18 protein-coding genes are annotated in these 21,615 nt (G+C 41.6%); 16 read left to right on the top strand and 2 right to left on the bottom strand.

Going from position 1 to position 21,615, the window contains the following annotated elements:
* Window positions 1-2 precede the first annotated feature (2 nt).
* The 8 genes from miaA to QQK06_RS07475 all read left to right on the top strand — a co-directional run bounded on the left by miaA (window position 3) and on the right by QQK06_RS07475 (window position 8,160).
* Complete coding sequence (gene miaA / locus QQK06_RS07510; RefSeq protein WP_284244037.1) at window positions 3-950, top strand: tRNA (adenosine(37)-N6)-dimethylallyltransferase MiaA; 948 nt, start codon at window positions 3-5, stop codon at window positions 948-950.
* Between the two features lie 132 nt (window positions 951-1,082).
* Complete coding sequence (gene hfq / locus QQK06_RS07505) at window positions 1,083-1,346, top strand: RNA chaperone Hfq (RefSeq protein WP_284244036.1); 264 nt, start codon at window positions 1,083-1,085, stop codon at window positions 1,344-1,346.
* Window positions 1,347-1,379: 33 nt separating this feature from the next.
* The gene (gene hflX, locus QQK06_RS07500; RefSeq protein ID WP_284244035.1) at window positions 1,380-2,666 is read left to right on the top strand and encodes a ribosome rescue GTPase HflX; all 1,287 of its coding nucleotides are present in this window, start codon (window positions 1,380-1,382) and stop codon (window positions 2,664-2,666) included.
* A gap of 77 nt (window positions 2,667-2,743) precedes the next feature.
* A complete protein-coding gene (hflK, locus tag QQK06_RS07495) occupies window positions 2,744-3,889 on the top strand; it encodes an FtsH protease activity modulator HflK (RefSeq protein WP_284244034.1) in 1,146 nt (381 codons plus the stop codon).
* A gap of 3 nt (window positions 3,890-3,892) precedes the next feature.
* Entirely contained in the window at window positions 3,893-4,774 is an 882-nt protein-coding gene (gene hflC, locus QQK06_RS07490) for a protease modulator HflC (protein ID WP_284244033.1), read from the top strand.
* Window positions 4,775-4,846: 72 nt separating this feature from the next.
* Entirely contained in the window at window positions 4,847-5,032 is a 186-nt protein-coding gene (locus QQK06_RS07485; protein WP_284244032.1) for a DUF2065 domain-containing protein, read from the top strand.
* A gap of 171 nt (window positions 5,033-5,203) precedes the next feature.
* Window positions 5,204-6,502, top strand: coding sequence for an adenylosuccinate synthase (locus tag QQK06_RS07480; protein WP_284244031.1), 1,299 nt, complete (start codon window positions 5,204-5,206; stop codon window positions 6,500-6,502).
* A 413-nt stretch (window positions 6,503-6,915) separates the two neighbouring features.
* The gene (locus QQK06_RS07475; protein ID WP_284244030.1) at window positions 6,916-8,160 is read left to right on the top strand and encodes a malic enzyme-like NAD(P)-binding protein; all 1,245 of its coding nucleotides are present in this window, start codon (window positions 6,916-6,918) and stop codon (window positions 8,158-8,160) included.
* A gap of 46 nt (window positions 8,161-8,206) precedes the next feature.
* Here QQK06_RS07475 and metJ read toward each other — a convergent pair whose 3' ends face one another.
* Window positions 8,207-8,536, bottom strand: coding sequence for a met regulon transcriptional regulator MetJ (metJ, locus tag QQK06_RS07470; RefSeq protein WP_284244029.1), 330 nt, complete (start codon window positions 8,534-8,536; stop codon window positions 8,207-8,209).
* Window positions 8,537-8,770: 234 nt separating this feature from the next.
* Between metJ and metB the strand changes: the two genes are divergently transcribed.
* The 3 genes from metB (at window position 8,771) to QQK06_RS07455 (ending at window position 14,005) form a co-directional block, all read left to right on the top strand.
* Entirely contained in the window at window positions 8,771-9,931 is a 1,161-nt protein-coding gene (gene metB, locus QQK06_RS07465; protein WP_284244028.1) for a cystathionine gamma-synthase, read from the top strand.
* A gap of 38 nt (window positions 9,932-9,969) precedes the next feature.
* Window positions 9,970-12,426 (top strand): bifunctional aspartate kinase/homoserine dehydrogenase II, encoded by a 2,457-nt coding sequence (gene metL, locus QQK06_RS07460; protein ID WP_284244027.1) that lies wholly within the window; start codon window positions 9,970-9,972, stop codon window positions 12,424-12,426.
* A 118-nt stretch (window positions 12,427-12,544) separates the two neighbouring features.
* On the top strand, window positions 12,545-14,005 hold the full coding sequence (locus QQK06_RS07455; protein ID WP_284244026.1) for a hypothetical protein: 1,461 nt from the start codon (window positions 12,545-12,547) through the stop codon (window positions 14,003-14,005).
* A 15-nt stretch (window positions 14,006-14,020) separates the two neighbouring features.
* Here QQK06_RS07455 and argE read toward each other — a convergent pair whose 3' ends face one another.
* Window positions 14,021-15,166: an acetylornithine deacetylase gene (gene argE / locus QQK06_RS07450; RefSeq protein ID WP_284244025.1), complete on the bottom strand. Its 1,146-nt coding sequence runs from the start codon at window positions 15,164-15,166 to the stop codon at window positions 14,021-14,023.
* Window positions 15,167-15,449: 283 nt separating this feature from the next.
* On the opposite strand from argE, the gene argC reads away from it, so the two are divergent.
* The 5 genes from argC (at window position 15,450) to argH (ending at window position 21,613) form a co-directional block, all read left to right on the top strand.
* Window positions 15,450-16,484: an N-acetyl-gamma-glutamyl-phosphate reductase gene (gene argC / locus QQK06_RS07445; protein ID WP_284244024.1), complete on the top strand. Its 1,035-nt coding sequence runs from the start codon at window positions 15,450-15,452 to the stop codon at window positions 16,482-16,484.
* On the top strand, window positions 16,481-17,278 hold the full coding sequence (gene argB / locus QQK06_RS07440; protein WP_284244023.1) for an acetylglutamate kinase: 798 nt from the start codon (window positions 16,481-16,483) through the stop codon (window positions 17,276-17,278). The genes argC and argB overlap by 4 nt, the downstream gene beginning before the upstream one ends.
* A gap of 132 nt (window positions 17,279-17,410) precedes the next feature.
* Complete coding sequence (locus QQK06_RS07435) at window positions 17,411-18,349, top strand: ornithine carbamoyltransferase (RefSeq protein ID WP_284244022.1); 939 nt, start codon at window positions 17,411-17,413, stop codon at window positions 18,347-18,349.
* Window positions 18,350-18,425: 76 nt separating this feature from the next.
* Window positions 18,426-19,664, top strand: a complete 1,239-nt coding sequence (locus QQK06_RS07430; protein ID WP_284244021.1) for an argininosuccinate synthase — start codon at window positions 18,426-18,428, stop codon at window positions 19,662-19,664.
* Between the two features lie 11 nt (window positions 19,665-19,675).
* Window positions 19,676-21,613, top strand: a complete 1,938-nt coding sequence (gene argH / locus QQK06_RS07425) for an argininosuccinate lyase (protein WP_284244020.1) — start codon at window positions 19,676-19,678, stop codon at window positions 21,611-21,613.
* The last annotated feature ends 2 nt before the right edge of the window (window positions 21,614-21,615 follow it).

Here is a 21,615-nt window from a genome sequence, read left to right as displayed (position 1 = left end):
ATATGTCATCGTTTACTTCACATTCTGCTAAACAGCCACCGGTTATTTGTTTAATGGGTCCCACAGCTTCAGGGAAAACTGCGTTAGCATTTGAACTGGCAGATGCATTACCTTGTGACATTATCAGTGTTGATTCGGCATTAGTTTATCGTGATATGAATATCGGCACGGCGAAGCCTACGGCGCAAGAACTGGCAAAATATCCGCATCGTCTGATAGATATTCGAGATGCCGGTGAAAGTTATTCGGCGGCAGAGTTTTGTCAGGATGCTTTGGCTGAAATTGCTGAGATTCGTGCTCAGGGCCGCATTCCATTGCTGGTTGGCGGCACCATGATGTATTTTAAAAGCTTGATTGATGGTATTTCACCATTACCGCAAGCAGATGAAGCGGTTCGTCAGCACATCGAAACGCAGGCAAATCAGCACGGTTGGGTATGGTTGCATCAAGAATTAGCTAAGGTCGATCCGCAATCTGCTGAGCGCATCCACCCTAATGATCCTCAGCGTATTACTCGAGCGTTAGAAGTATATCGCATAACGGGTAAAACTTTATCACAATTGACTGCGATAAAAGGTGATAAGTTAGCGGGTGACGTTTTACAGTTTGCCATTGCGCCGAAAGAACGTGCAGATTTACACGATCGAATTGCGTTACGATATGAACAAATGATTGCTCAAGGTTTTGAGCAGGAAGTCGCTAAACTGGTAGAGCGTAAAGATCTACATCAGGATTTGCCGTCTATTCGTTGTGTCGGCTATCGACAAATGTGGCAATACTTGCAGGGTGAATTTGATCATAAAGAAATGATTTATAGAGGGATTTGTGCGACCCGGCAATTAGCTAAACGGCAATTGACTTGGTTACGTAACTGGCCGAATTTGCAATGGCTTGATATGGAAGATAAAAATAACTTACAACAAATTTTATCTGCGGTAAGCAAACTTTAAACATTGATGTATAATTAGTTTTATTAGATAGTAAACAATGAGTTCGTTTATTATCGTTTAAAAAGAGCACCGTAAAATCACAGTTCATTTTGAACTATTAGTTTTGACAACAATAACAAAAGGGGCCAAATAATGGCAAAGGGGCAATCGTTACAAGACCCATTTTTGAATGCTTTACGTCGTGATCGCATTCCAGTCGCAATTTATTTAGTAAATGGCATTAAGCTACAAGGACAAGTAGAGTCGTTCGATCAGTTTGTGATATTGCTGAAAAATACTGTCAGCCAGATGGTGTATAAGCACGCCATTTCAACTGTTGTCCCGGCAAGAGCGGTTAATACTGCACCTCAGCCAAATCAAGCCGGCTACAATCAACCTATGGATCAACAAGATTAATGAACTTAACTGGTATTGTATGGAGTCGCTCATTTGTTTGATAGGTATCAAGCAGGTGAGCAGGCGATACTTGTTCATATAGATTTTCCTGATGAAAATGCCCGAGAGGATTTACAAGAATTTGAAATGCTTGTTGATTCTGCGGGTATTAAATCGTTAACCGTTGTTAGTGGAAAGCGTAATACCCCTCATAGTAAGTATTTTGTTGGTAGCGGCAAGGCAGAAGAGATCGCCGATGCCGTTAAACTTTATGATGCCAACGTTATATTGTTTAATCACAGTTTATCACCGTCACAAGAAAAAAATATCGAAGCTTTGTGTGAATGCCGGGTTGTTGACCGTACTACGCTAATTTTAGATATCTTCGCGCAACGGGCCAGGACTCACGAGGGTAAATTGCAGGTTGAACTGGCACAGCTTCGGCATATTAGTACTCGATTGATCCGTGGCTGGACCCATTTAGAGCGACAAAAAGGTGGTATTGGTTTACGTGGCCCGGGGGAAACCCAGCTGGAAACTGATAGACGCTTACTACGTGAACGTATGATCAGCATTCGTAAGCGGCTAGAGAAAGTAGAAAAACAACGTCAGCAGGGGCGTCGGGCGAGAAATCGAGCGGAAATACCGACGGTTTCACTTGTGGGTTACACCAATGCTGGTAAATCTACATTGTTTAATCGTATTACAGAAGCTGACGTTTATGCTGCAGATCAACTGTTTGCCACTTTAGATCCGACATTACGCAAAATCGAAATTGCGGATGTTGGACGGGCAATACTAGCTGATACTGTTGGTTTTATTCGTCATTTACCACATGATTTAGTCGCGGCGTTTAAGGCGACGTTAACGGAAACCCGAGAAGCTGAATTATTGCTACATGTTGTCGACATTGCTGATGAAAGACGAAGTAAAAATATTGATCAGGTACAAGAAGTGTTACAAGAAATTGAAGCAGATAAAGTGCCTCAATTGCTAGTGTGTAATAAAATTGATTGTCTTGAAGATATTGAGCCTCGTATTGATCGTGATGAAGCTGGTCTGCCGATTCGGGTATGGTTATCTGCGCAACAAGGCATAGGCATTGATTTGTTGTTTCAGGCGTTAACGGAGCGGTTAGGTAAGCAAATAGTTAAGCATAGCCTGTGCATTCCTCCTAATTACGGTAAGTTACGCGGTGCTTTATACCAATTAAATTGTATTGCGGATGAGCAATATGATGAGCAAGGTAATTGTTTGTTAAAAGTAAAATTACCGGTTCGAGAATGGCAGCGATTTATTAAACAGGACGAAGCATTAATACAAGGCTTTATTGAAAGTTAACAGACTGATATATTAAGCAGATTGTTTGACTTATTATGTCAATTTTCCAATTTTTAGTTTGAATAGCGGAGAGCATCATGGCTTGGAATGAACCGGGGAAAGACGATAAAGATCCCTGGAAAAACAAAGGTGGCAAGAATCAAGGACCACCAGATTTAGATGATTTATTAAAAGACTTAAGTAATAAAGTTGGTGGCATCTTCGGCGGCAAATCATCCGGTGGTGGCAGCGGCAAAAGTTTTTCTTCAATCGGCATAGGTTTAATACTGATAGTTGCAGTGTTAGTGTATGTTTTCAGCGGCTTTTATACAGTTAAAGAAGCGGAAAAAGGCATAGTGCTGCGTTTTGGTCAATATGCAGGTACGGTTGAACCAGGCTTACGTTGGAAATGGACCTTTATTGAACGCATTATTCCGGTTGATATTCAAACCACCAGAGACTTACCAGCTGCCGGTTTTATGTTGACGCAGGATGAAAATGTGGTTCGCGTTGAGATGCAGATCCAGTATCGCGTTGTTGACCCTCGCAATTATATTTTTAGCGTTACTAATGCTGATGATAGCTTAAGCCAGTCACTTGATAGTGCATTACGCTATGTGGTTGGTCATGCCCGAATGGATGATATTTTAACCAGTGGTCGTGAAAAAGTACGTCAAGAAGTATGGACTGAACTTGAGAAAATTATCGAGCCATATAACTTAGGCTTAATTATTGTTGATGTTAACTTTAAAGATGCCAGACCGCCGGAAGAAGTAAAAGATGCCTTTGATGATGCGATTGCCGCACAAGAAGATGAAGTGCGCTTCTTACGTGAAGCAGAAGCTTATGCTCGCGGTATTGAGCCTCGAGCGCGTGGTCGAGTGAAACGTATGGAACAGGAAGCCTTAGCGTATAAACAGCAAACGGTATTGGATGCAGAGGGTGAAGTGGCACGTTTTGAAAAACTATTGCCGGAATATCAGGCTGCGCCAGACGTGACTAGGCAGCGGTTATATATATCATCTATGGAAAAAGTTTACAGTAACACCAGTAAAGTTATGATCGATGTTGAAGGTGGTAATAATATGATTTATTTGCCGCTAGATAAAATTATGGAGCAACAATCAACGGTTCAACGGAGAATGCCTCAATCGGCAACCAATACTGGTAACAGTACCAACACAACAAATACTGCACCATCCATTTCTGGTCGTTCAGATCGTTTTAACGGCGGGAGAAACTAACAAATGAAAAATTTTACTATTGCGATAGTCACCATATTATTTGTGTTAGTGGTCTCTTCAGTATTCGTTGTTTTTGAAGGGCAGCGAGGCATAGTTTTCCAGTTTTCTAAAATTAAACGGGATGATGCAGGACAAATGATAGTATTTGAACCTGGTTTGCATTTTAAAATCCCATTAATAGAATCGGTCCGTAAAATTGATGCCCGTATTCAAACCCTGGATGAGGCGCCAGATCGTTTTGTAACCTCAGAGAAAAAAGACTTAATGGTCGACTCCTATACTAAGTGGCGTATTGTTGACTTCTCTACTTATTTCTTACGAACCTCTGGCTCTATTGAAAATGCTAAAGCGTTACTGAAACAAAAAATTAATAATGGCTTACGAACTGAGTTCGGTTCTCGTACTATTAAAGAAATTGTCTCAGGTGATCGCGATGAAATCATGAGTAAAGCGTTAGATAGTGCAGCAAGTAGCCGAGAAGATCTGGGTATCGATGTTATTGATGTGCGTGTAAAAGCGATCAACTTACCACAGGAAGTGAGCAACTCGATTTATGATCGGATGCGTGCAGAGCGTACTGCGGTAGCAAAAGAGCATAGATCGCAAGGTCAGGAGCAATCTGAAATTATTCGCGCAACAATCGATGCGAAAGTGACGGTCATGTTAGCAACCGCTCAGAAACAAGCATTTGAAATTCGTGGTGAAGGGGATGCGCTAGCGGCTAAGGTCTATGCGGATGCTTACAGTAAAGATGCTGAATTTTTTAACTTTGTTAGAAGTTTAGAGGCTTACGAGAAAAGCTTTAGTTCTAAGAATGACATTATGGTAGTTAAACCTGATAGCGATTTCTTTCATTATCTAAAAGACAGTACTAAAAATAAATAATCTTTAGTACTGAACAATAAAAAGCCATGGCATTGTCATGGCTTTTGTTTTTTCTTAGGTATAATTATTATTATGAATATCGAATTACTAATGACAGCTTTGGCAATTGCTTTAATCATTGAAGGATTGATCCCGGCATTGTTTCCCAATAAGTGGCGCGCTTATGTATTAAAATTGGCGGAAGAAACGCCGCAAGCGATTCGTTCCATCGGTATTACTATTATCCTAGTTGGTGCAATCATTCTCTGGCTAATTTAACTAACGGATTAGCAAGTTGGCATAGAAAATATATGCTAAAGATTAACACGCCCTAAGCCTTTATTGATCTTTGATATTTTCAAATTGTACTAAAAAGCAGCAAATAATTGCTTGGACTCAATTTGTAATTTTGATAGAATCCCCGCCTAATTTTTTTTCCAAAATGTGAACATGGGTAAAAACGTTGTAGTTCTCGGCACTCAATGGGGTGACGAAGGTAAGGGTAAGGTCGTAGACCTACTGACAGATAAAGCTAAGTATGTGGTGCGCTATCAAGGTGGTCACAACGCTGGTCATACACTAGTTATCAATGGTGAAAAAACCGTTCTGCATTTGATCCCATCTGGGGTATTACGTGACAATGTTAAATGCTTGATAGGCAATGGCGTTGTGCTCTGTCCAAAAGCATTAATGACAGAAATTAAAATGTTAGAAGAACGCGGTGTGCCAGTTCGTCAACGTTTATTAATCAGTGACGCTTGTCCGTTAATTCTTCCTTATCATAACGCGCTAGACGTCGCGCGTGAAAAAGCTCGTGGTAATAAAGCGATAGGTACTACTGGTCGTGGTATTGGCCCGGCATATGAAGATAAGGTGGCCCGTCGTGGCTTGCGTGTTGGTGATTTAGTTAATGCTGAAACATTTGCTAGTAAATTAAAAGAAATTGTTGAGTATCATAATTTTGCATTAACGCAATACTATAAAGTTGATGCGGTTAGCTATGAAGAAGTATTGGCCGATGCCTTATCGGTTCGTGAAGTGATTATGGATATGATCGCTGATATTTCTGAGATAATTGATCAGTCGCGTAAAGCGGGTGACTCTATTATGTTTGAAGGTGCGCAAGGCACGTTATTGGACATAGATCACGGCACTTATCCATACGTTACTTCATCAAATACGACTGCTGGTGGTGTTTCTACTGGCTGTGGTTTTGGTCCTCGATACTTGGATTATATTTTAGGTATTACTAAGGCCTATACTACTCGTGTTGGTTCAGGCCCGTTTCCAACAGAACTTGATGATGAAATTGGTGAACACTTAGGCACTGTCGGTCATGAATTTGGTGCAACAACTGGACGCGAAAGACGTTGTGGTTGGTTTGATGCCGTTGCCATGCACAGAGCTGTTCAGATTAACAGTATCACTGGTTTTTGTTTAACGAAACTTGATGTTTTAGATGGCCTGAAAGAGTTAAAAATCTGTACTGGCTATCAAACTAAATCAGGTGAAGTGATCACTGTGCCGCCGACGGCTGCAGAAGGCTATGATGAGATCACTCCTGTTTATGAAACACTACCTGGTTGGAGTGATTCGACTGTTGGTGTGACATCTGTTGATGCCCTACCAGAAAATGCCAAAGCTTATATTAAGCGTATTGAACAAGTTACCGGTGTACCAGTGGATATTATCTCAACCGGACCAGATCGTAACGAAACTATTATTTTAGTGAATCCGTTTGACGAGTAGTTAATCATTCAATGTTATTGAAAAACCGCCTGTTGGCGGTTTTTTTATATTTATTTTTTGTAATTTATATTGAATACTTTGCTGATTATTTATGCAAAATAGCATGGTTTTCGCTTTTTATCAGCTGCTATCGTGTGAAAGATAGCGGCATGTTAGCCTCTTTTTTTCTTTATTTTTCATAACTTCGTTTATCTTCTGCAAAAATCAGTGTTAATGATAATGAATATTATCGACATCTATTTGCAATGCTATGCAATGGCATTGGCGCTAATGCTAGTAAAAATGCAGGGTTTAGCCGATCAAGCTGCTTGAATTAACGATAATAGTTAGGCTATTATCTAAAATAATAATAAAAAGAAATAAGCATCATTAAATATATAACCAAATTGGTATAACGCCCCTAGGACAGACTAATGACAGACTTTAAACAACAAGCGCTTGATTATCACCAGTTTCCGTTACCCGGGAAAATTAGTGTCGAACTGACCACTCCTGCTGAAACCAGTCAGGATTTATCTCTTGCCTATAGCCCTGGAGTTGCCGAACCAGTGCGAGCGATTGCGGAAAACCCTGATGATGTTTATAAATATACCGGTAAAGGTAATACCGTCGCTGTGATAACCAATGGCACCGCTATTTTGGGCTTGGGCAATCTAGGTGGGATGGCGTCTAAGCCGGTGATGGAAGGAAAAGCATTATTATTTAAGCGCTTTGCTGGTATTAATTCATTCGATATTGAAGTGAAACATAAAACCCCTGATGAGTTTATTAATACTGTGGCTAATATCGCTGATAGTTTTGGTGGTATTAACCTTGAAGATATTAAAGCGCCGGAATGTTTCGTGATAGAAAAAGCGTTAATCGAGCGTTGTAAGGTACCAGTATTTCATGATGATCAACATGGTACCGCGATTGTTACAGCAGCCGGAATGATCAATGCGCTGGAAATTCAGGGCAAAGAATTAAGACATGCTAATATCGTTTGTATGGGCGCTGGAGCAGCCGCTATTGCCTGTATGGAGCTGCTAATTAAATGTGGTGCTCAGCGTGAAAAGATTTATATGTTAGATACTAAAGGGGTGATTCATACTCGTCGTGATGACCTGAATGAGTACAAACGCTTATTTGCTAATAACACCGACAAACGAACGTTAGAGCAAGTGATTGACGGAGCAGATGTTTTTGTTGGGGTTTCCGGACCGAATTTATTGACGGCTGAGCATGTTACGATGATGGCTAATAATCCGGTAATATTCGCTTGTTCGAATCCGGACCCTGAAATCAAACCTGAAGTCGCGCTGGCAGCCAGAGATGATGTTATTATTGCCACTGGTCGTTCAGATTATCCAAACCAAGTGAATAATGTCTTATGTTTTCCATTTATTTTCCGTGGCGCATTAGACGTAAGAGCACGAACCATTAATGATGAAATGAAAGTTGCCTGCGTTCATGCGATAAGAGAATTGGCGAAAGAACCGGTGACTCAGGAAGTGGTTGATGCCAGTTGTGAGCAAGCACTTACTTTTGGTAAGGACTATATTATTCCAAAACCTATGGACTCTAGATTATGTGCTCGGGTGGCCAGAGCCGTTGCTCAGGCTGCCGTGGATTCAGGTGTTGCGGCGTTGGAAATGCCAGAAAATTATATGCAGGAATAGCTGTGGAAATGAAGGAAAAGGCACTAAAGCCTTTTCCTTTTATTGATTATTCGTCGTCGATTTCATACTGACTAAAATCAGTTACGCCATTTTCCGCTAATATTTTTCTGACACTTGCCGGTAATTTTTGCTCATTATCTTTTGCCAAATCTTGATCATCCGGTAAAGGCTGACCAGTAAAAGCATGCAGAAAAGCCTCACAAAGTAATTCACTATTAGTTGCATGTCTTAGGTTATTAACTTGTCGACGGGTCCGTTCATCGGTTAATACTTTCAAAACACGCAAAGGTATTGAAACGGTGATTTTTTTTACTTGTTCACTTTTTTTACCATGCTCGGCGTAGGGGTTTATATATTCACCATTCCACTCTGCCATGAATTACCTCTATTTATATTTTTATTCATTTATCGCATTATCAGGCTAGGCTATGATAACGCAAGGTATCAGGTATAGATTTTACTGGTTAACGCTTGCTAGTCAATAATGAATGTGTAGAAGTTTAGATGTCTAAAGTTCTTGACCCCTATATTTAAAACATTTAGACTTTTGGACGTCCAAACATCTATTTGGTTTTGGCATGATGCGATATTAACCTAATTGGAGCATATGATGGCAGCGAATAAATTATCGACTACCGCAGTAAGAGCAGGCATAAATACTGATGAACACTATGGTGCGGTAATTCCGGCTATTCATCTTTCTAGTACCTATGCGCTCAAGGGGTTTAATGAAAAACGTCAATTTGATTATTCGCGCACCGGAAACCCAACCCGTGCAACTTTTGCCAGTGCAGTTGCAGAGCTAGAACAAGGTGCTGTTGGTATTGTTACAAGTACGGGTATGTCCGCGGTTCATTTGTTATGCCAACTACTAAGCACCGAAGATACTGTCGTTATTCCACATGACTGCTATGGTGGCAGCTATCGATTGTTTACTCATTTAGCAAAACGTGGTCAATTTAAGTTAATTGTCGTCGATCAAAATGATCCTCAGGCATTAGCGGACGCATTAGCCCATCAGCCTAAATTGGTGTTAATAGAGACGCCAAGTAATCCGTTATTACGCATTGTAGATATTGCTGCTGTGACAAAAGCAAGCCAAGAGGCAGGCGCTTTGGTTGCTGTTGATAACACCTTTTTATCGCCGATATTACAACAACCGCTATTATTAGGCGCTGATATTGTTTTTCATTCCACCACTAAATTTATCAATGGTCATAGTGATGTTGTTGGTGGGGTATTAGTCACTAAAGAACAAGCTCTTGGTGAAGAGCTAGCGTGGTGGGCCAATTGTATCGGCATTACTGGTAGCGCCTTTGATAGCTATCTTGCATTACGTGGCCTGAAAACCTTGCCGGTAAGGATGAAACAACATCAGCAAAATGCAGAGGCTGTTGCGCAGTTTTTACGGGCTCATCCGGCTATTGACGCTGTTTATTACCCAGGTTTTGTTGATCATCCAAACCATGAAGTTGCGAAAAAACAACAAGCTGATTTTGGTTCTATGATGAGTTTTGAAGTTAAAGGTGGGATCGACGCAGTTAAGAAGTTATTTGATCATCTATCCTTGTTTACCTTAGCTCAATCGCTAGGTGGTGTTGAAAGCTTAATTAGTCACCCATCGACTATGACCCATGCTGGAATGGAATTGTCTGCTCAGATTGAAGCAGGGATCACTCAGTCGCTAGTGCGTATTTCTGTTGGTATCGAAGATATTGATGATATCTTAGTAGACCTTGAACAGGGATTAGTCGCCAGTCAACAAAGTTAGCTGTTAACCAGCATATTTAGTAAAGAATTCGAGAAATCATGAATCAGGTCAATGTAGTAGAGCAGTTAACTGCGGAGCGCAATCAATTAGCTAAGCAAGCGGTACATGTGCACAAATTTGGTGGCAGTAGTTTGGCAACAGCACAATGTATTGAGCGGGTCGTTGATATTATTCGTCAGCACTGCCAATTAAATGATTTAGTGGTGGTATCCGCTAATGGTGATACCACAGATGCTTTGTTTGCTACTTATCAGTTAGCGCTGGAGCGTCAGGATACCCTGACATCAGCAATCGCACAGTTATATCAAGCTCAGGTTGAGCTGATTAAAAGTTTGTTATCTGCAGCGACTGCTGAGCGTATGATTGATTACCTTAAATCAGATATTCAGCAATTGACTCATTGGCTAACATCGACACCCGAACAATATCAGGCGGATTTCCTGTCGTTTGGAGAATTATGGTCAGCACGTTTACTCTCAGCAATATTAAGTGAGCGGGTATGCCCGAGTTATTATCTCGATGCTCGTGACTTTTTAGTGATTAATAATGATCAACAATGTGTTGTTGACAACGGGATAAGCTTGGAGCAGTTTAATCAAGTTACTCAACTAGGTAAGCTCGGTGTTGTCACTGGTTATATCAGTAAAGATAGCGCAGGAAAAACTTGCACTCTGGGACGCAATGGTAGCGATTATTCAGCTACCATTATGGCATCACTTACTGGTGCGCTAAATGTCACTTTATGGACGGATGTCGATGGTATTTACAGTGCTGATCCCAGAGTTGTGCCAACAGCCCGTAAATTACATCGTTTACCGAATGGCGTAGCAAAAGAGCTAGGACGGTTAGGTAACCCGGTGTTACATGCGAAAACCTTACAGCCGTTAACCGATCATAGTACCCATTTACACGTTGCCAGCAGTTTTGATTATCAAAATACTGGTACAGAAATTGGGAAATTTGGTCAAATTGCGAAACAAGAGTTGTCGGTAACTTATTTAAATGACTTGTTACTGGCGCAATCTGAAAGCTTTTTAGGTCAACAGGGAGAGCAGGCACAGCATTTATTTGCTGCAATCTGTAGCGACACTGAGGCGGGCTATATTGTTATCTCTCAAGCACAGCAAAAAGCGGTCAGTCAGTGGTTAGCCAGTCATGATACTGAAGTGTCATTTACACCTGTAGCTATTTTGGCAACCGTTGGCCATAAAGTTGTCCATCATGGTGATGTAAAAGCGCGATTTAAGCGGGCATTAAAACATGAGCAGGTTTTTGCTATTGCTAACTCCCCGTTTCAACATAGCTTGATCGCGATTTTACCTCAGGCTTGTTCAGTTGAGCTGCTCAATCATGTTCATCATGATATGACCAAAGACGCTCGTCACATCGGGTTAGTGGTTGCGGGATTAGGCAATATTGGTGAACGCTTTTTACAATTATTACCAAAACAGCTGACGCAGATCCCGTTATTAGAAAATTTACATCTAGTTGGTTTAATTTCATCAAAGAAAGCTTTGATAAATAATGATGGTATCGAAGTTTCACAAGCATTTGCCTTATTTGAGCAAGAGGCAAAAAACTATGATCATCAATTATTAATGTCTTGGTTGTCCAATCATCCGTATGATGAATTAATCGTCGTTGATATCACTCCCAGTGAAGCATTTAGCCTGCTGTATGGAGAATTTTTCAAGCAGGGAATTCATGTTATCGGTGCGAATAAATGGGCGGCATCTTCGAGTACTGAGCATTACAATGATTTGCTGACAACGGCGCAGCAGCATAAGAGTTTATGGTTAGGGAATACTACGGTTGGTGCTGGATTACCGATTAACTATGCTATTCAAGACTTAATCAATAGTGGTGATCAAATCATCGAAATCTCCGGGATTTTTTCCGGCACCTTATCTTGGTTATTCGAAACCTATGATAACAGTGTGCCTTTCTCACAGTTACTGCTTGATGCCCTAGCGCAAGGGATCACAGAGCCGGACCCAAGAGAAGATCTTTCTGGGCGAGATGTTCAACGTAAGTTATTAATCTTGGCACGTATGGCGGGATTTGAACTGTCATTAACTGATATAGATTGTCAAAACCTGGTGCCGGAAGCATTACAGCAACTGTCAACCGAAGAGTTTTTAGCACAGGCGGCAGCGCTTGATAGTTATTTTGCCGATGCCTATTTGCAAGCCGCTGATCAAGGATGCTGCATTCGCTATATTGCAAAATTTTCGCTCCAGGATAACGGGCAGTTATGTGCTAGCGTCGGGTTAGCCGTTTTAACTGAAAATGATGCGTTTGCCAATTTAACACCCTGTGATAATGTTTTTCAAATCAGAAGCCACTGGTATCAAGATAATCCGTTACTTATTCGTGGCCCCGGTGCTGGAAGAGATGTTACGGCGGGGGGCTTGCATTCAGATCTTGTAAATATTTGTCGCCAGTTAGTACATCGTCAGCAGCAGGTGAAATTAAAAGGGATCAATACCTTATAAATTGTACTATGGTTATATATGGTTGCATGGTTATTGCTTGATAAACGCTTGAGTGTTCTTGCAATATTCATTAGCATGAAAATAATACTGTTAATAACACAATAGAGCCCGCTATTTTATGGCAAGTAAAGTTTATAGTGATACCCGCTTCACTACTCAGGTCAAGAGTTTGCTGAATAAAGTTTATGGCAGGAGTATTTTAAAGGACTCTTTTCTCGAAAGAGCGATTAGTTTTTATGATGGTCAGCCATTTAACCAAAATAAATTGGATAAACTGAAAGGGCGTATTGCAGAACTTAAAGCACACAAGGATGATGAAAAAGTTCAGCGGCAAATTGATAAAGTCGAGCGTGAATATCGCGAATTAAAGCAAGAACTGAAAGATGAAAGTAATGAGCGCAATAAACAGCTAATGGCGGTATGCCGTGAAATTATCGATTTATCTGAAGGCGTTACCTTTAATGAATCTTGCCGTAAATCCGCACAACTGCTCGGCACTATCCAGTTATTAAGTCCGACAGAAGGCAAACGGGTCGCTGAAGTTAATGAAAAGCATAAGCCCTTATACAAGGCGGTGTTATGTTTACGCCTATTGGATAAGCTTTGTCTCGATAATGCATTTACCTCCAAAGATGCTCATTTAAAAGAGTATTTGCAAGAAATTAGCGGAGAAAATTATCGGCAATGGCAAAAAGTAGATGCTGATGCATATCAGGCCTTTGTCGACAATGTCAAAATTCCGGTGGTAATGGCAGCACTTATTCAGGATATCGGTAATTTTCACCCCGAGGCTCAGAAAATTTTGGCAGGGGAAACTGGTAAGTTGGATGTACATCGCACTTTGGCAGTGGAAGAGCGTAAAGCGCTTTTACAGGTTAATTATAGAGAAACGATTAGTTTTTTAGTTGAAGGCATCGGTGCGCCAATTTATATAGGTAATTCAAAAACGGATAGAGACAAGTTTAATATTGCAGAGCATAAAAAATTAGTTTTTATTAAGCACTTGTTAAAACATGCGATTTCCCCTAAACAGGGCATTGGTAATCTATTAAAGGTGCCACAAATTTATGCTTCGATTGTTTTATCTACAAAAGCTAGTTATAACTACAAGCTATTACCTAAGGTTTATCAGGCACTAAATCAAAATGCCGAACGTGGCACTTGTAGTCAGTATGTTGTAGATGCATTAAGGGAAATTACCGGCGACTTTCCGCAAGGCTTTGGTATTGCCTTTATTCCGAAAGACAGTGACGGTAAAGCGGGAGAGCATTATGAGTATGCGATCGTTAATCAGCTTTATCCGGAGAATGTCGAGTTCCCGCTCTGTCGGACTGCAACTCGCAGCCTGACCTTTATCGGTCATGGTCAGGATATCGAAATACCACTTAGCTCAAATCTGTATCATACCGAAACGGCGAAAGCATTTTCATCGATGAGTAAAGACAGATTGAATGAGATTTTGGAAAAACTCGCATCGAATTACCAAGAGCGAAAAACCTTAGATCTGTTGCCTAGATGCTGGCATGCCGGTGATTTCTTTTCGAAAAAAGTTCATCAAAAACTGTGGAATAAAACCTAAGCAAAGCCCTAAGCGTTAATAACAGTAATGCTTGATCATTGCCGCCAGTATCTTATTTGTTTGTTGTATTTGATCATGGGACAAAAATTCATCCGGTTGATGCGCTTGGTTTATTGAACCTGGGCCTAATACTATTGTTTGACAACCCAGTTGCTTAATAAATGGCGCTTCGGTCGCATAGTTGACTGCACAGCAGCTATGGCCACTGACTTGTTCTGCCAGAGTAATCAATTCAGATGGTTGTTGTTCAAAGCTAGGGGAGCTAGGGTGTAATTCGTCAAAACTAATCCGCCCTGGGTATTTTTCTGCCAACGGTTTTATTGCTTCTGCCAGTAGCTGGATCAGCTCGTTATCCGTCATACCAGGCAAGGAGCGCATATCAAGGTCTAACTGACAATGACCACAAATGCGGTTGGCATTGTCTCCCCCGCTTATCGCGCCTAAATTTAGTGTTGGCGCACTAACATCAAAAGCTTGGTTTTGGTAATTTAATGCTAATTTTTCTTTTAAATCAATCAGCTGGCCAATAACCTGATACATGATCTCAATCGCATTCACCCCGAGGCTAGGTTTGCTTGAATGGCCTGACTGGCCTTGGACAAGGATACGGTGAGACATATGACCTTTATGCATAACAACTGGGACTAAGCTCGTTGGTTCACCAATAATTGCAACATCTGGTTTGATATCCTTACTTTCAGCAAAAAATCGTGCCCCTGCCATAGTGGTTTCTTCATCTGCGGTTGCTAGCACATATAAAGGCTTCTGTAATTTTTCTCTCTCTAGCTGTTTACTTACCTGTAAAATAAAAGCAAAGAAACCTTTCATATCACAGGTACCTAAGCCAAAAAATTTATTTTCTTTTTCTACAACCGTTAATGGATCTGAATGCCAGCGGTTTTCATCAAATGGCACGGTATCACTGTGACCCGCAAGTAATAGCCCTCCTTCACCTGAGCCAATTTTTGCCAGCATATTAAATTTGTTACGTGTACCCGGTACAGGCTGAATGCTAATAGTAAAGCCGAGCTCACTAAACCAGCTGGCGAGTAATTCTATGATTGCCTGATTTCCCTGATCCCAACTTTTATGAGTTGAGCTGATCGAAGGACTGGCAATTAACTGGCTGAGTGATTCAGTAAAGTTTGGTAAGTTAGTCATTAGCATGCCTATAAAAAATAATTATAGGTAGTTATGCTAATTTGTTGCATATCTACCCATTCGGTGTTAAATTCCTGTTCATAGTGTAATCAAGCTGAAATGATCTGGCTATGAATTTTATATTCTAACTTACATTTTAAGCTGATATCCCTTGTTATACTTGGTTAGTGCGGTTAGTTTTTTGCGCTTTTTATATAACTTTTTTTCTGACAGTTATAAAAGCATTAATCAGGTGGTTACGAGGTTTTTATGTGAATAGAATTGCAAAATAGGTAGATATTAAATGAAAGTAGCGGTTATTGGCGCAAGTGGTTATGTTGGAGCAGAGCTTATTGCTTTGCTGAATGCGCACGATCAGATATCCGTGGAGCATTTGGTCGTTTCTGAGCATAGCAGCTCGGCAGGTATGAGCTTTTCAGAGCTTCATCCTAAATATCTGGGTCTTTGTGATTTACCTATCGTGCCATTCACCAATAGCTGGTTACAACAAGCGGCACCTCAGTTAGATGCGGTATTTTTTGCTACTCCTCATGAATTTAGTGCGGATTGGGCGCATGCTTTTATTGAATTAGGCGTCAAAGTCTTTGATCTTTCAGGTGGCTTTCGCTTGAAACAGGAGAGTGATTATCCTGAATATTATGGCTTTGAACACCAACATCTGGATACATTAGCAAGCGCAGTATATGGACTTGCAGAATGGCAGCATCAGGATATTGCCCAAGCTTCAATAGTGGCAGTGCCAGGCTGTTACCCAACGGCGAGCTTATTGGCGTTAAAACCGATAACGGCTAATCAGTTGCACGTTAAAGGCTCGTTAATTGTGGTGAATGGCATAAGCGGTGTTAGTGGAGCTGGCAGAAAAGCATTGTTAGCTACTAGTTTTAATGAAGTAAGTTTAACGCCATACAATATTTTACAACACAGACATCAGCCGGAGATTAGCCAGGAAGCGGGGGCGCAAGTGATTTTTAATCCTCATCTCGCGCCTTATAAAAGAGGCCTGCTTGCTACTGTAACCTTACAACTTAAAACGGGTGTTAGCTCTGAGCAAATCGACCAGGCCTTTATTCAAGCGTATCAGGATGCCCCTTTAGTGCGTTTATCTGCCAGCTGGCCGAAAATTGATAACGTCGCATATACGCCATTTGCCGATATTCACTGGCAATTTGATAGTGACAAACATGTGTTAGTGATCAGTTGTGCGATTGATAATTTACTCAAAGGGGCAGCTGCACAGGCGGTGCAATGTGCCAATATTAGTTTAGGTCTGGCAAGCCATTACAGTTTAGTGACTCCGATAAAGGGGGGCGCGATATGATTAACTTAGCTAAAAAGCCACCATTAGTGATCAAAATAGGTGGGGCAATACTTGAAAATGTATCGGCGCTTGATGCCTTGTTAGCTGTGCTTAAATCGATTAAAGATCAGGCGATAGTATTAGTACATGGCGGTGGTTGTGTGGTTGACGAAATGCTAGCGCAGGCTGGTTTTTCTACCGAAAAACAACATGGCTTGCGGGTAACGCCAAAAGAGCAAATGCCGATCATTGCTGGCGCACTAGCAGGCACGGTCAATAAAGCGATTGTGGCATCAGCCACTAGTTTAGGTTTATCAGCCGTTGGTTTATCACTAAATGATGGTGATATGGTGACTTGCTACTTAAGTGAAAAGGGCTTAGGGCAGGTTGGCGAGCCGAAAGCCCATAGTAGTAAATTACTTGATACATTGTTAAAAGCACAATTTTTACCGGTAATTTCTTCCATTGGTGCATTGGAAAATGGTGAGCTAGTTAATGTTAACGCTGATGATGCGGCTGTGGTTATTTGTCAGCTGCTTAATGCAGAATTGTTACTTTTAACTGACGTCAACGGGGTTAAAGGAGAATCTGGTGATTATATTCATTCGCTAGATCAAGTATTAGCTCAGCAGTTAATTGCTAAAGGTATTATTGCTGGCGGGATGACAGCGAAAGTTAATGCGGCGCTTTATGCGGCAAATCAATTACGACGAAGTATCGCGGTGGCCAGTTGGCAATCACCAGAGCAAATTATTAGTCTGCTTAATGGTGACAACATTGGCACCCGCATTCAGCCTACTACTCGTCATAGTTAAAACTGTAGTGGCTTAGGGTTAGATTTACTAAGGTTATCTCTAAGCGCTGCGCTACATTTTAATTATCCAGAGTAATGATACCCATTTTAGTTACTAACAGTCCGCTAGCTTGCTAGTGGCAAGGATCAGACAATGTCATTACCAACAGATAAATTAAATCACTTTGTCGCTGACCACCAGCTGACAAAACAACAACTTTTAAGCTTGATCGATCTAGCGATCACGATTAAACAAAATCCTGCCAGCTACCGTCAGGCATTAGCGGGAAAATCTATTGCTATGGTGTTTGAAAAACCTTCGCTGCGTACTCATGTCAGTTTTGATATGGGGATCGCTAAGCTTGGCGGTCATGCACTGTATTTAGGTCAGCAAAATGGCAAACTTGGTGAGCGAGAGCGGGTATGTGACTATGCTAAAAACCTCTCTTGTTATGCCGATGCAATTGTTGCCCGGGTCTTTAACAATAGTGCAATTGAACAGCTCACTCAACATGCCACTGTGCCAGTAGTGAACGCCTTATGTGATTTATATCATCCGTGTCAGGCGCTCGCTGATTTCGTTACCTTAACTGAGCAATTTACCGACTTATCGCAAGTGAAACTCGCCTATGTTGGTGATGGCAATAATGTTGCTAATTCTTTGATGTTAATGGCGGCGACTTTAGGGGTAGATTTTACTTTAGTTTGCCCTGACGGCTACCAACCCAAGCAGACGGTGCTTGATCAAGCATTGACGTTAGCTCAAGCCGGAGGTGGGCAATTGACGATCACGTCAGATATCAATGCGCTAGGCTTTCAAAACGCCATCTATACTGATACTTGGATATCTATGGGGGATGAAAATGCCAAAGATAAACAACAGGTGCAAGCGACTTTTAAACCGTATCAGGTTAATCATCAATTAATGGCTGCATCCGGAGCCGATATCGTGATGCATTGCCAGCCAGCGCATCTGGAAGAAGAAATTACCACTGCATTATTTGATGATGAAGCAAAGTCGGTGGTGTTTCAGCAGGCTGAAAACAGAATGTGGGCGCAGGCAGCAGTATTAGTTTCCTTATTAGCAAACTAAGTGAATAAATAACTTTATAGGCTGAGTGTTAACTTGGTCGTGAATTAGAATTTAATGAATTTTATAGGTAAATAACATGGCTATAGCAGCAAAAAAACAAGTGAAAAAAGTAGTGTTAGCGTATTCAGGCGGTTTGGATACTTCGGCGATTATTCCTTGGTTAAAAGAAAACTATGATGGTTGTGAAGTAGTCGCTTTCTGTGCCGACGTTGGTCAAGGGGAAGCTGAGCTAGAAGGTATTAAAGAAAAAGCGATTTCATCTGGTGCGTCTGAGTGTCATGTCGTCGATTTAAAAGAAGAGTTTGTTCAGGATTATATTTATCCAATTTTAAAAACCGGGGCTGTCTATGAAGGACAATATTTATTAGGTACTTCAATGGCGCGTCCGGTGATCGCTAAAGCACATGTTGAAGTGGCGTTAAAAGTGGGGGCTGATGCGGTATGCCACGGTTGCACGGGTAAAGGTAATGATCAAGTGCGTTTTGAGTCATGTTTTGCGGCACTAGCGCCTGAATTAACGGTGATCGCACCGTGGCGGGAATGGGATATGGTCTCGCGTGAAGACTTACTCGCCTACCTTGCTGAGCGTGATATTCCATGCGCAGCATCGCTCACTAAAATTTATAGCCGTGATGCTAATGCCTGGCATATTTCCCACGAAGGGGGTGAGTTAGAAGATCCCTGGTGTGAGCCGTCAAAAGAAGTCTGGACCATGACAGTGGATCCTATGGATGCCCCCGATACTCCGGAAACGGTTGAACTCAGTTTTGATAAAGGCGAATTAGTTGCGGTGGATGGTCAGCAGTTGTCTGCTTATCAGGCGTTAATGTATTTAAATGAGAAAGCAGCGGCACATGGTGTTGGTCGTATTGATATCGTTGAAAACCGTTTAGTGGGTATGAAATCACGGGGGTGTTATGAAACACCGGGTGGCACGGTATTAATGGCGGCATATAAAGGCTTGGAAACATTAATATTGGATAAAGAATCATTGAAGTTTCGTGAGTCGGTTGGTTTAGAGTTTTCTCATGTTATATATGACGGTCGCTGGTTTACTCCGCTGGCAAAAGCGCAGTTGGCAGCAGCGGCATCATTTGCCGAGCAGGTGACTGGTGATGTAGTGGTGAAAATGTATAAAGGTAGCGCAACCGTGACTCAACGTCGTTCACCTAATAGTCTATATTCAGAAGAGTTTGCCACGTTTGGTGCTGATGATGTTTACGACCAAAAACATGCGGAAGGATTTATTCGTCTGTTTAGTTTATCGAGTAGAATCACGGCGCTTTCGCAAAAAAGTACTCAACAAGACAATTAAGGTAAAACATTATGGCGTTATGGGGCGGACGGTTTAAAGAAAAAGCCAGTGTGCAATTTAAGAAATTTAATGATTCTTTGCCGGTAGACTACCGTATGGCGGTGCAAGATATTGTTGGTTCAATTGCTTGGGCGCAGGCGATTCATGAAGTGGGCATTTTAACGGCTGATGAGCTAGCACGTTTAACTACGGCATTAAATGAGTTGAAAGCATCAGTTGAGCAGAATCCTAAACAAATACTGGCATCCGATGCGGAAGATATTCATAGCTGGGTAGAGATTCAGCTGATTGAAAAAACAGGTGACTTAGGTAAAAAGCTCCATACCGGACGTAGCCGAAACGATCAGGTAGCGACTGATTTGAAGCTTTGGTGTAAAGAATCAGGCGGTGATTTACTGTTCGCTTTGGTGAATTTGCAGCAGGCGATGATGAATTTGGCTGAGCGGGAAAAAAATACAGTCTTGCCTGGTTATACCCATTTGCAGCGGGCGCAACCGGTAACGTTTGGTCACTGGTGTCTAGCTTACGTGGAAATGTTTAACCGTGATATTGGGCGGTTAAAAGACGCGCTTTATCGTTTAGATGTTTCGCCATTAGGTTCTGGTGCCTTAGCTGGCACTGCTTATCCTATTGATCGTAACGCCTTGGCGCATCGTTTGGGTTTTAGAACTGCAACCATGAACAGCCTAGATGCGGTATCAGACCGTGATCATGTCATTGAACTGTTGGCGGCTGCCAGTATATCTATGATGCATTTATCGCGCTTTGCCGAAGATCTGATTTTTTATAACTCAGGTGAAGCTGGCTTTGTTGAAATGAGCGATTTGGTGAGTTCAGGTTCATCGTTAATGCCGCAAAAGAAAAACCCTGATGCCTGTGAATTAATTCGCGGTAAAGCTGGACGGGTATTTGGTTCTTTAACCGGGATGTTAACCACGATGAAAGCGTTGGCACTCGCCTATAACAAAGATATGCAGGAAGATAAGGAAGGTCTGTTTGATGCACTGGAAACATGGCAGGAATGCATGGAAATGGCGGTATTAGTGGCGGATGGTTTAAAAGTTAATCGCTCTCGCACCTTGGCGGCAGCGCAGCAAGGCTATGCTAATGCAACCGAATTGGCGGATTATCTGGTCAGTAAAGATATTCCATTTCGTGAAGCGCATCATATTGTCGGCGAAGTCGTATTGGCTGCGATTGATAAAGCTTGTCCGTTAGAAGATTTAACCTTGACCCAATTACAGGAATTTAGTGAAAAAATAGAGCAGGATGTTTATCAGCACCTTTCGATTGAATCTACGTTGGATAAGCGGGAGGCCTTGGGAGGGACATCGCGCAACCAAGTAGAAAAAGCACTGGCGAGTATTCAGTCAGGTAATGAAGAAATACTGAATGAACAAGTGGTAGGGGCGCCGGGTAAGCAGCAAATTCAGGTGGCGTTAAAACAGGTCAAGCAGCGCTTAGATGCTCAGCGTGCAGCCGCTATGTCGGTGCGTCGTGCCCGGATGTCAGACGTTGATAAAATTTATCAGCAAGTTAACTATTGGGCGGATAAAGGCGAAATTTTACCTCGTAGCCGTGACAATATTATTCATGACATTCAAAACTTTGTTGTTGCAGAGCTCGATGGTCAAGTGGTTGGCTGTGCGTCTTTGTATATCTACCAAACCGGTTTAGCGGAAATTCGTTCTGTGGTAATTGAGCAGCAAGCGCAAAATCAGGGACAAGGGCAAGCGTTAGTACAGTATTTGTTGGAATTTGCACATCAAATGGAATTAGAGCAGATCATTGTTTTAACTTACATTCCACAATACTTTGCCAAACTGGGCTTTAGCCTGATTGATAAAAATTCGCTGGCAGAAAATATCATTGAAGACAGCGAACCCAGCCCAGGGAAAGATCCTGCTGACGAAGTGGCGATGCAATATCTTTTGGCTCAGAAGCAGTAATG

Source organism: Thalassotalea insulae, assembly GCF_030161395.1.
In the GTDB taxonomy this organism is placed as follows: Bacteria; Pseudomonadota; Gammaproteobacteria; order Enterobacterales; family Alteromonadaceae; genus Thalassotalea_E; species Thalassotalea_E insulae.
This window is presented reverse-complemented; position numbering and strand designations above follow the sequence as displayed.

Coding starts and splice junctions, on each gene's coding strand:
- QQK06_RS07475 (WP_284244030.1), top strand. CDS start 6,916: ATGACAGACTTTAAACAACAAGCGCTTGATTATCACCAGTTTCCGTTA.
- QQK06_RS07455 (WP_284244026.1), top strand. CDS start 12,545: ATGGCAAGTAAAGTTTATAGTGATACCCGCTTCACTACTCAGGTCAAG.
- metL (WP_284244027.1), top strand. CDS start 9,970: ATGAATCAGGTCAATGTAGTAGAGCAGTTAACTGCGGAGCGCAATCAA.
- QQK06_RS07480 (WP_284244031.1), top strand. CDS start 5,204: ATGGGTAAAAACGTTGTAGTTCTCGGCACTCAATGGGGTGACGAAGGT.
- argB (WP_284244023.1), top strand. CDS start 16,481: ATGATTAACTTAGCTAAAAAGCCACCATTAGTGATCAAAATAGGTGGG.
- miaA (WP_284244037.1), top strand. CDS start 3: ATGTCATCGTTTACTTCACATTCTGCTAAACAGCCACCGGTTATTTGT.
- QQK06_RS07435 (WP_284244022.1), top strand. CDS start 17,411: ATGTCATTACCAACAGATAAATTAAATCACTTTGTCGCTGACCACCAG.
- hfq (WP_284244036.1), top strand. CDS start 1,083: ATGGCAAAGGGGCAATCGTTACAAGACCCATTTTTGAATGCTTTACGT.
- QQK06_RS07485 (WP_284244032.1), top strand. CDS start 4,847: ATGAATATCGAATTACTAATGACAGCTTTGGCAATTGCTTTAATCATT.
- hflC (WP_284244033.1), top strand. CDS start 3,893: ATGAAAAATTTTACTATTGCGATAGTCACCATATTATTTGTGTTAGTG.
- argE (WP_284244025.1), bottom strand. CDS start 15,166: ATGACTAACTTACCAAACTTTACTGAATCACTCAGCCAGTTAATTGCC.
- hflK (WP_284244034.1), top strand. CDS start 2,744: ATGGCTTGGAATGAACCGGGGAAAGACGATAAAGATCCCTGGAAAAAC.
- metJ (WP_284244029.1), bottom strand. CDS start 8,536: ATGGCAGAGTGGAATGGTGAATATATAAACCCCTACGCCGAGCATGGT.
- metB (WP_284244028.1), top strand. CDS start 8,771: ATGGCAGCGAATAAATTATCGACTACCGCAGTAAGAGCAGGCATAAAT.
- QQK06_RS07430 (WP_284244021.1), top strand. CDS start 18,426: ATGGCTATAGCAGCAAAAAAACAAGTGAAAAAAGTAGTGTTAGCGTAT.
- argC (WP_284244024.1), top strand. CDS start 15,450: ATGAAAGTAGCGGTTATTGGCGCAAGTGGTTATGTTGGAGCAGAGCTT.
- argH (WP_284244020.1), top strand. CDS start 19,676: ATGGCGTTATGGGGCGGACGGTTTAAAGAAAAAGCCAGTGTGCAATTT.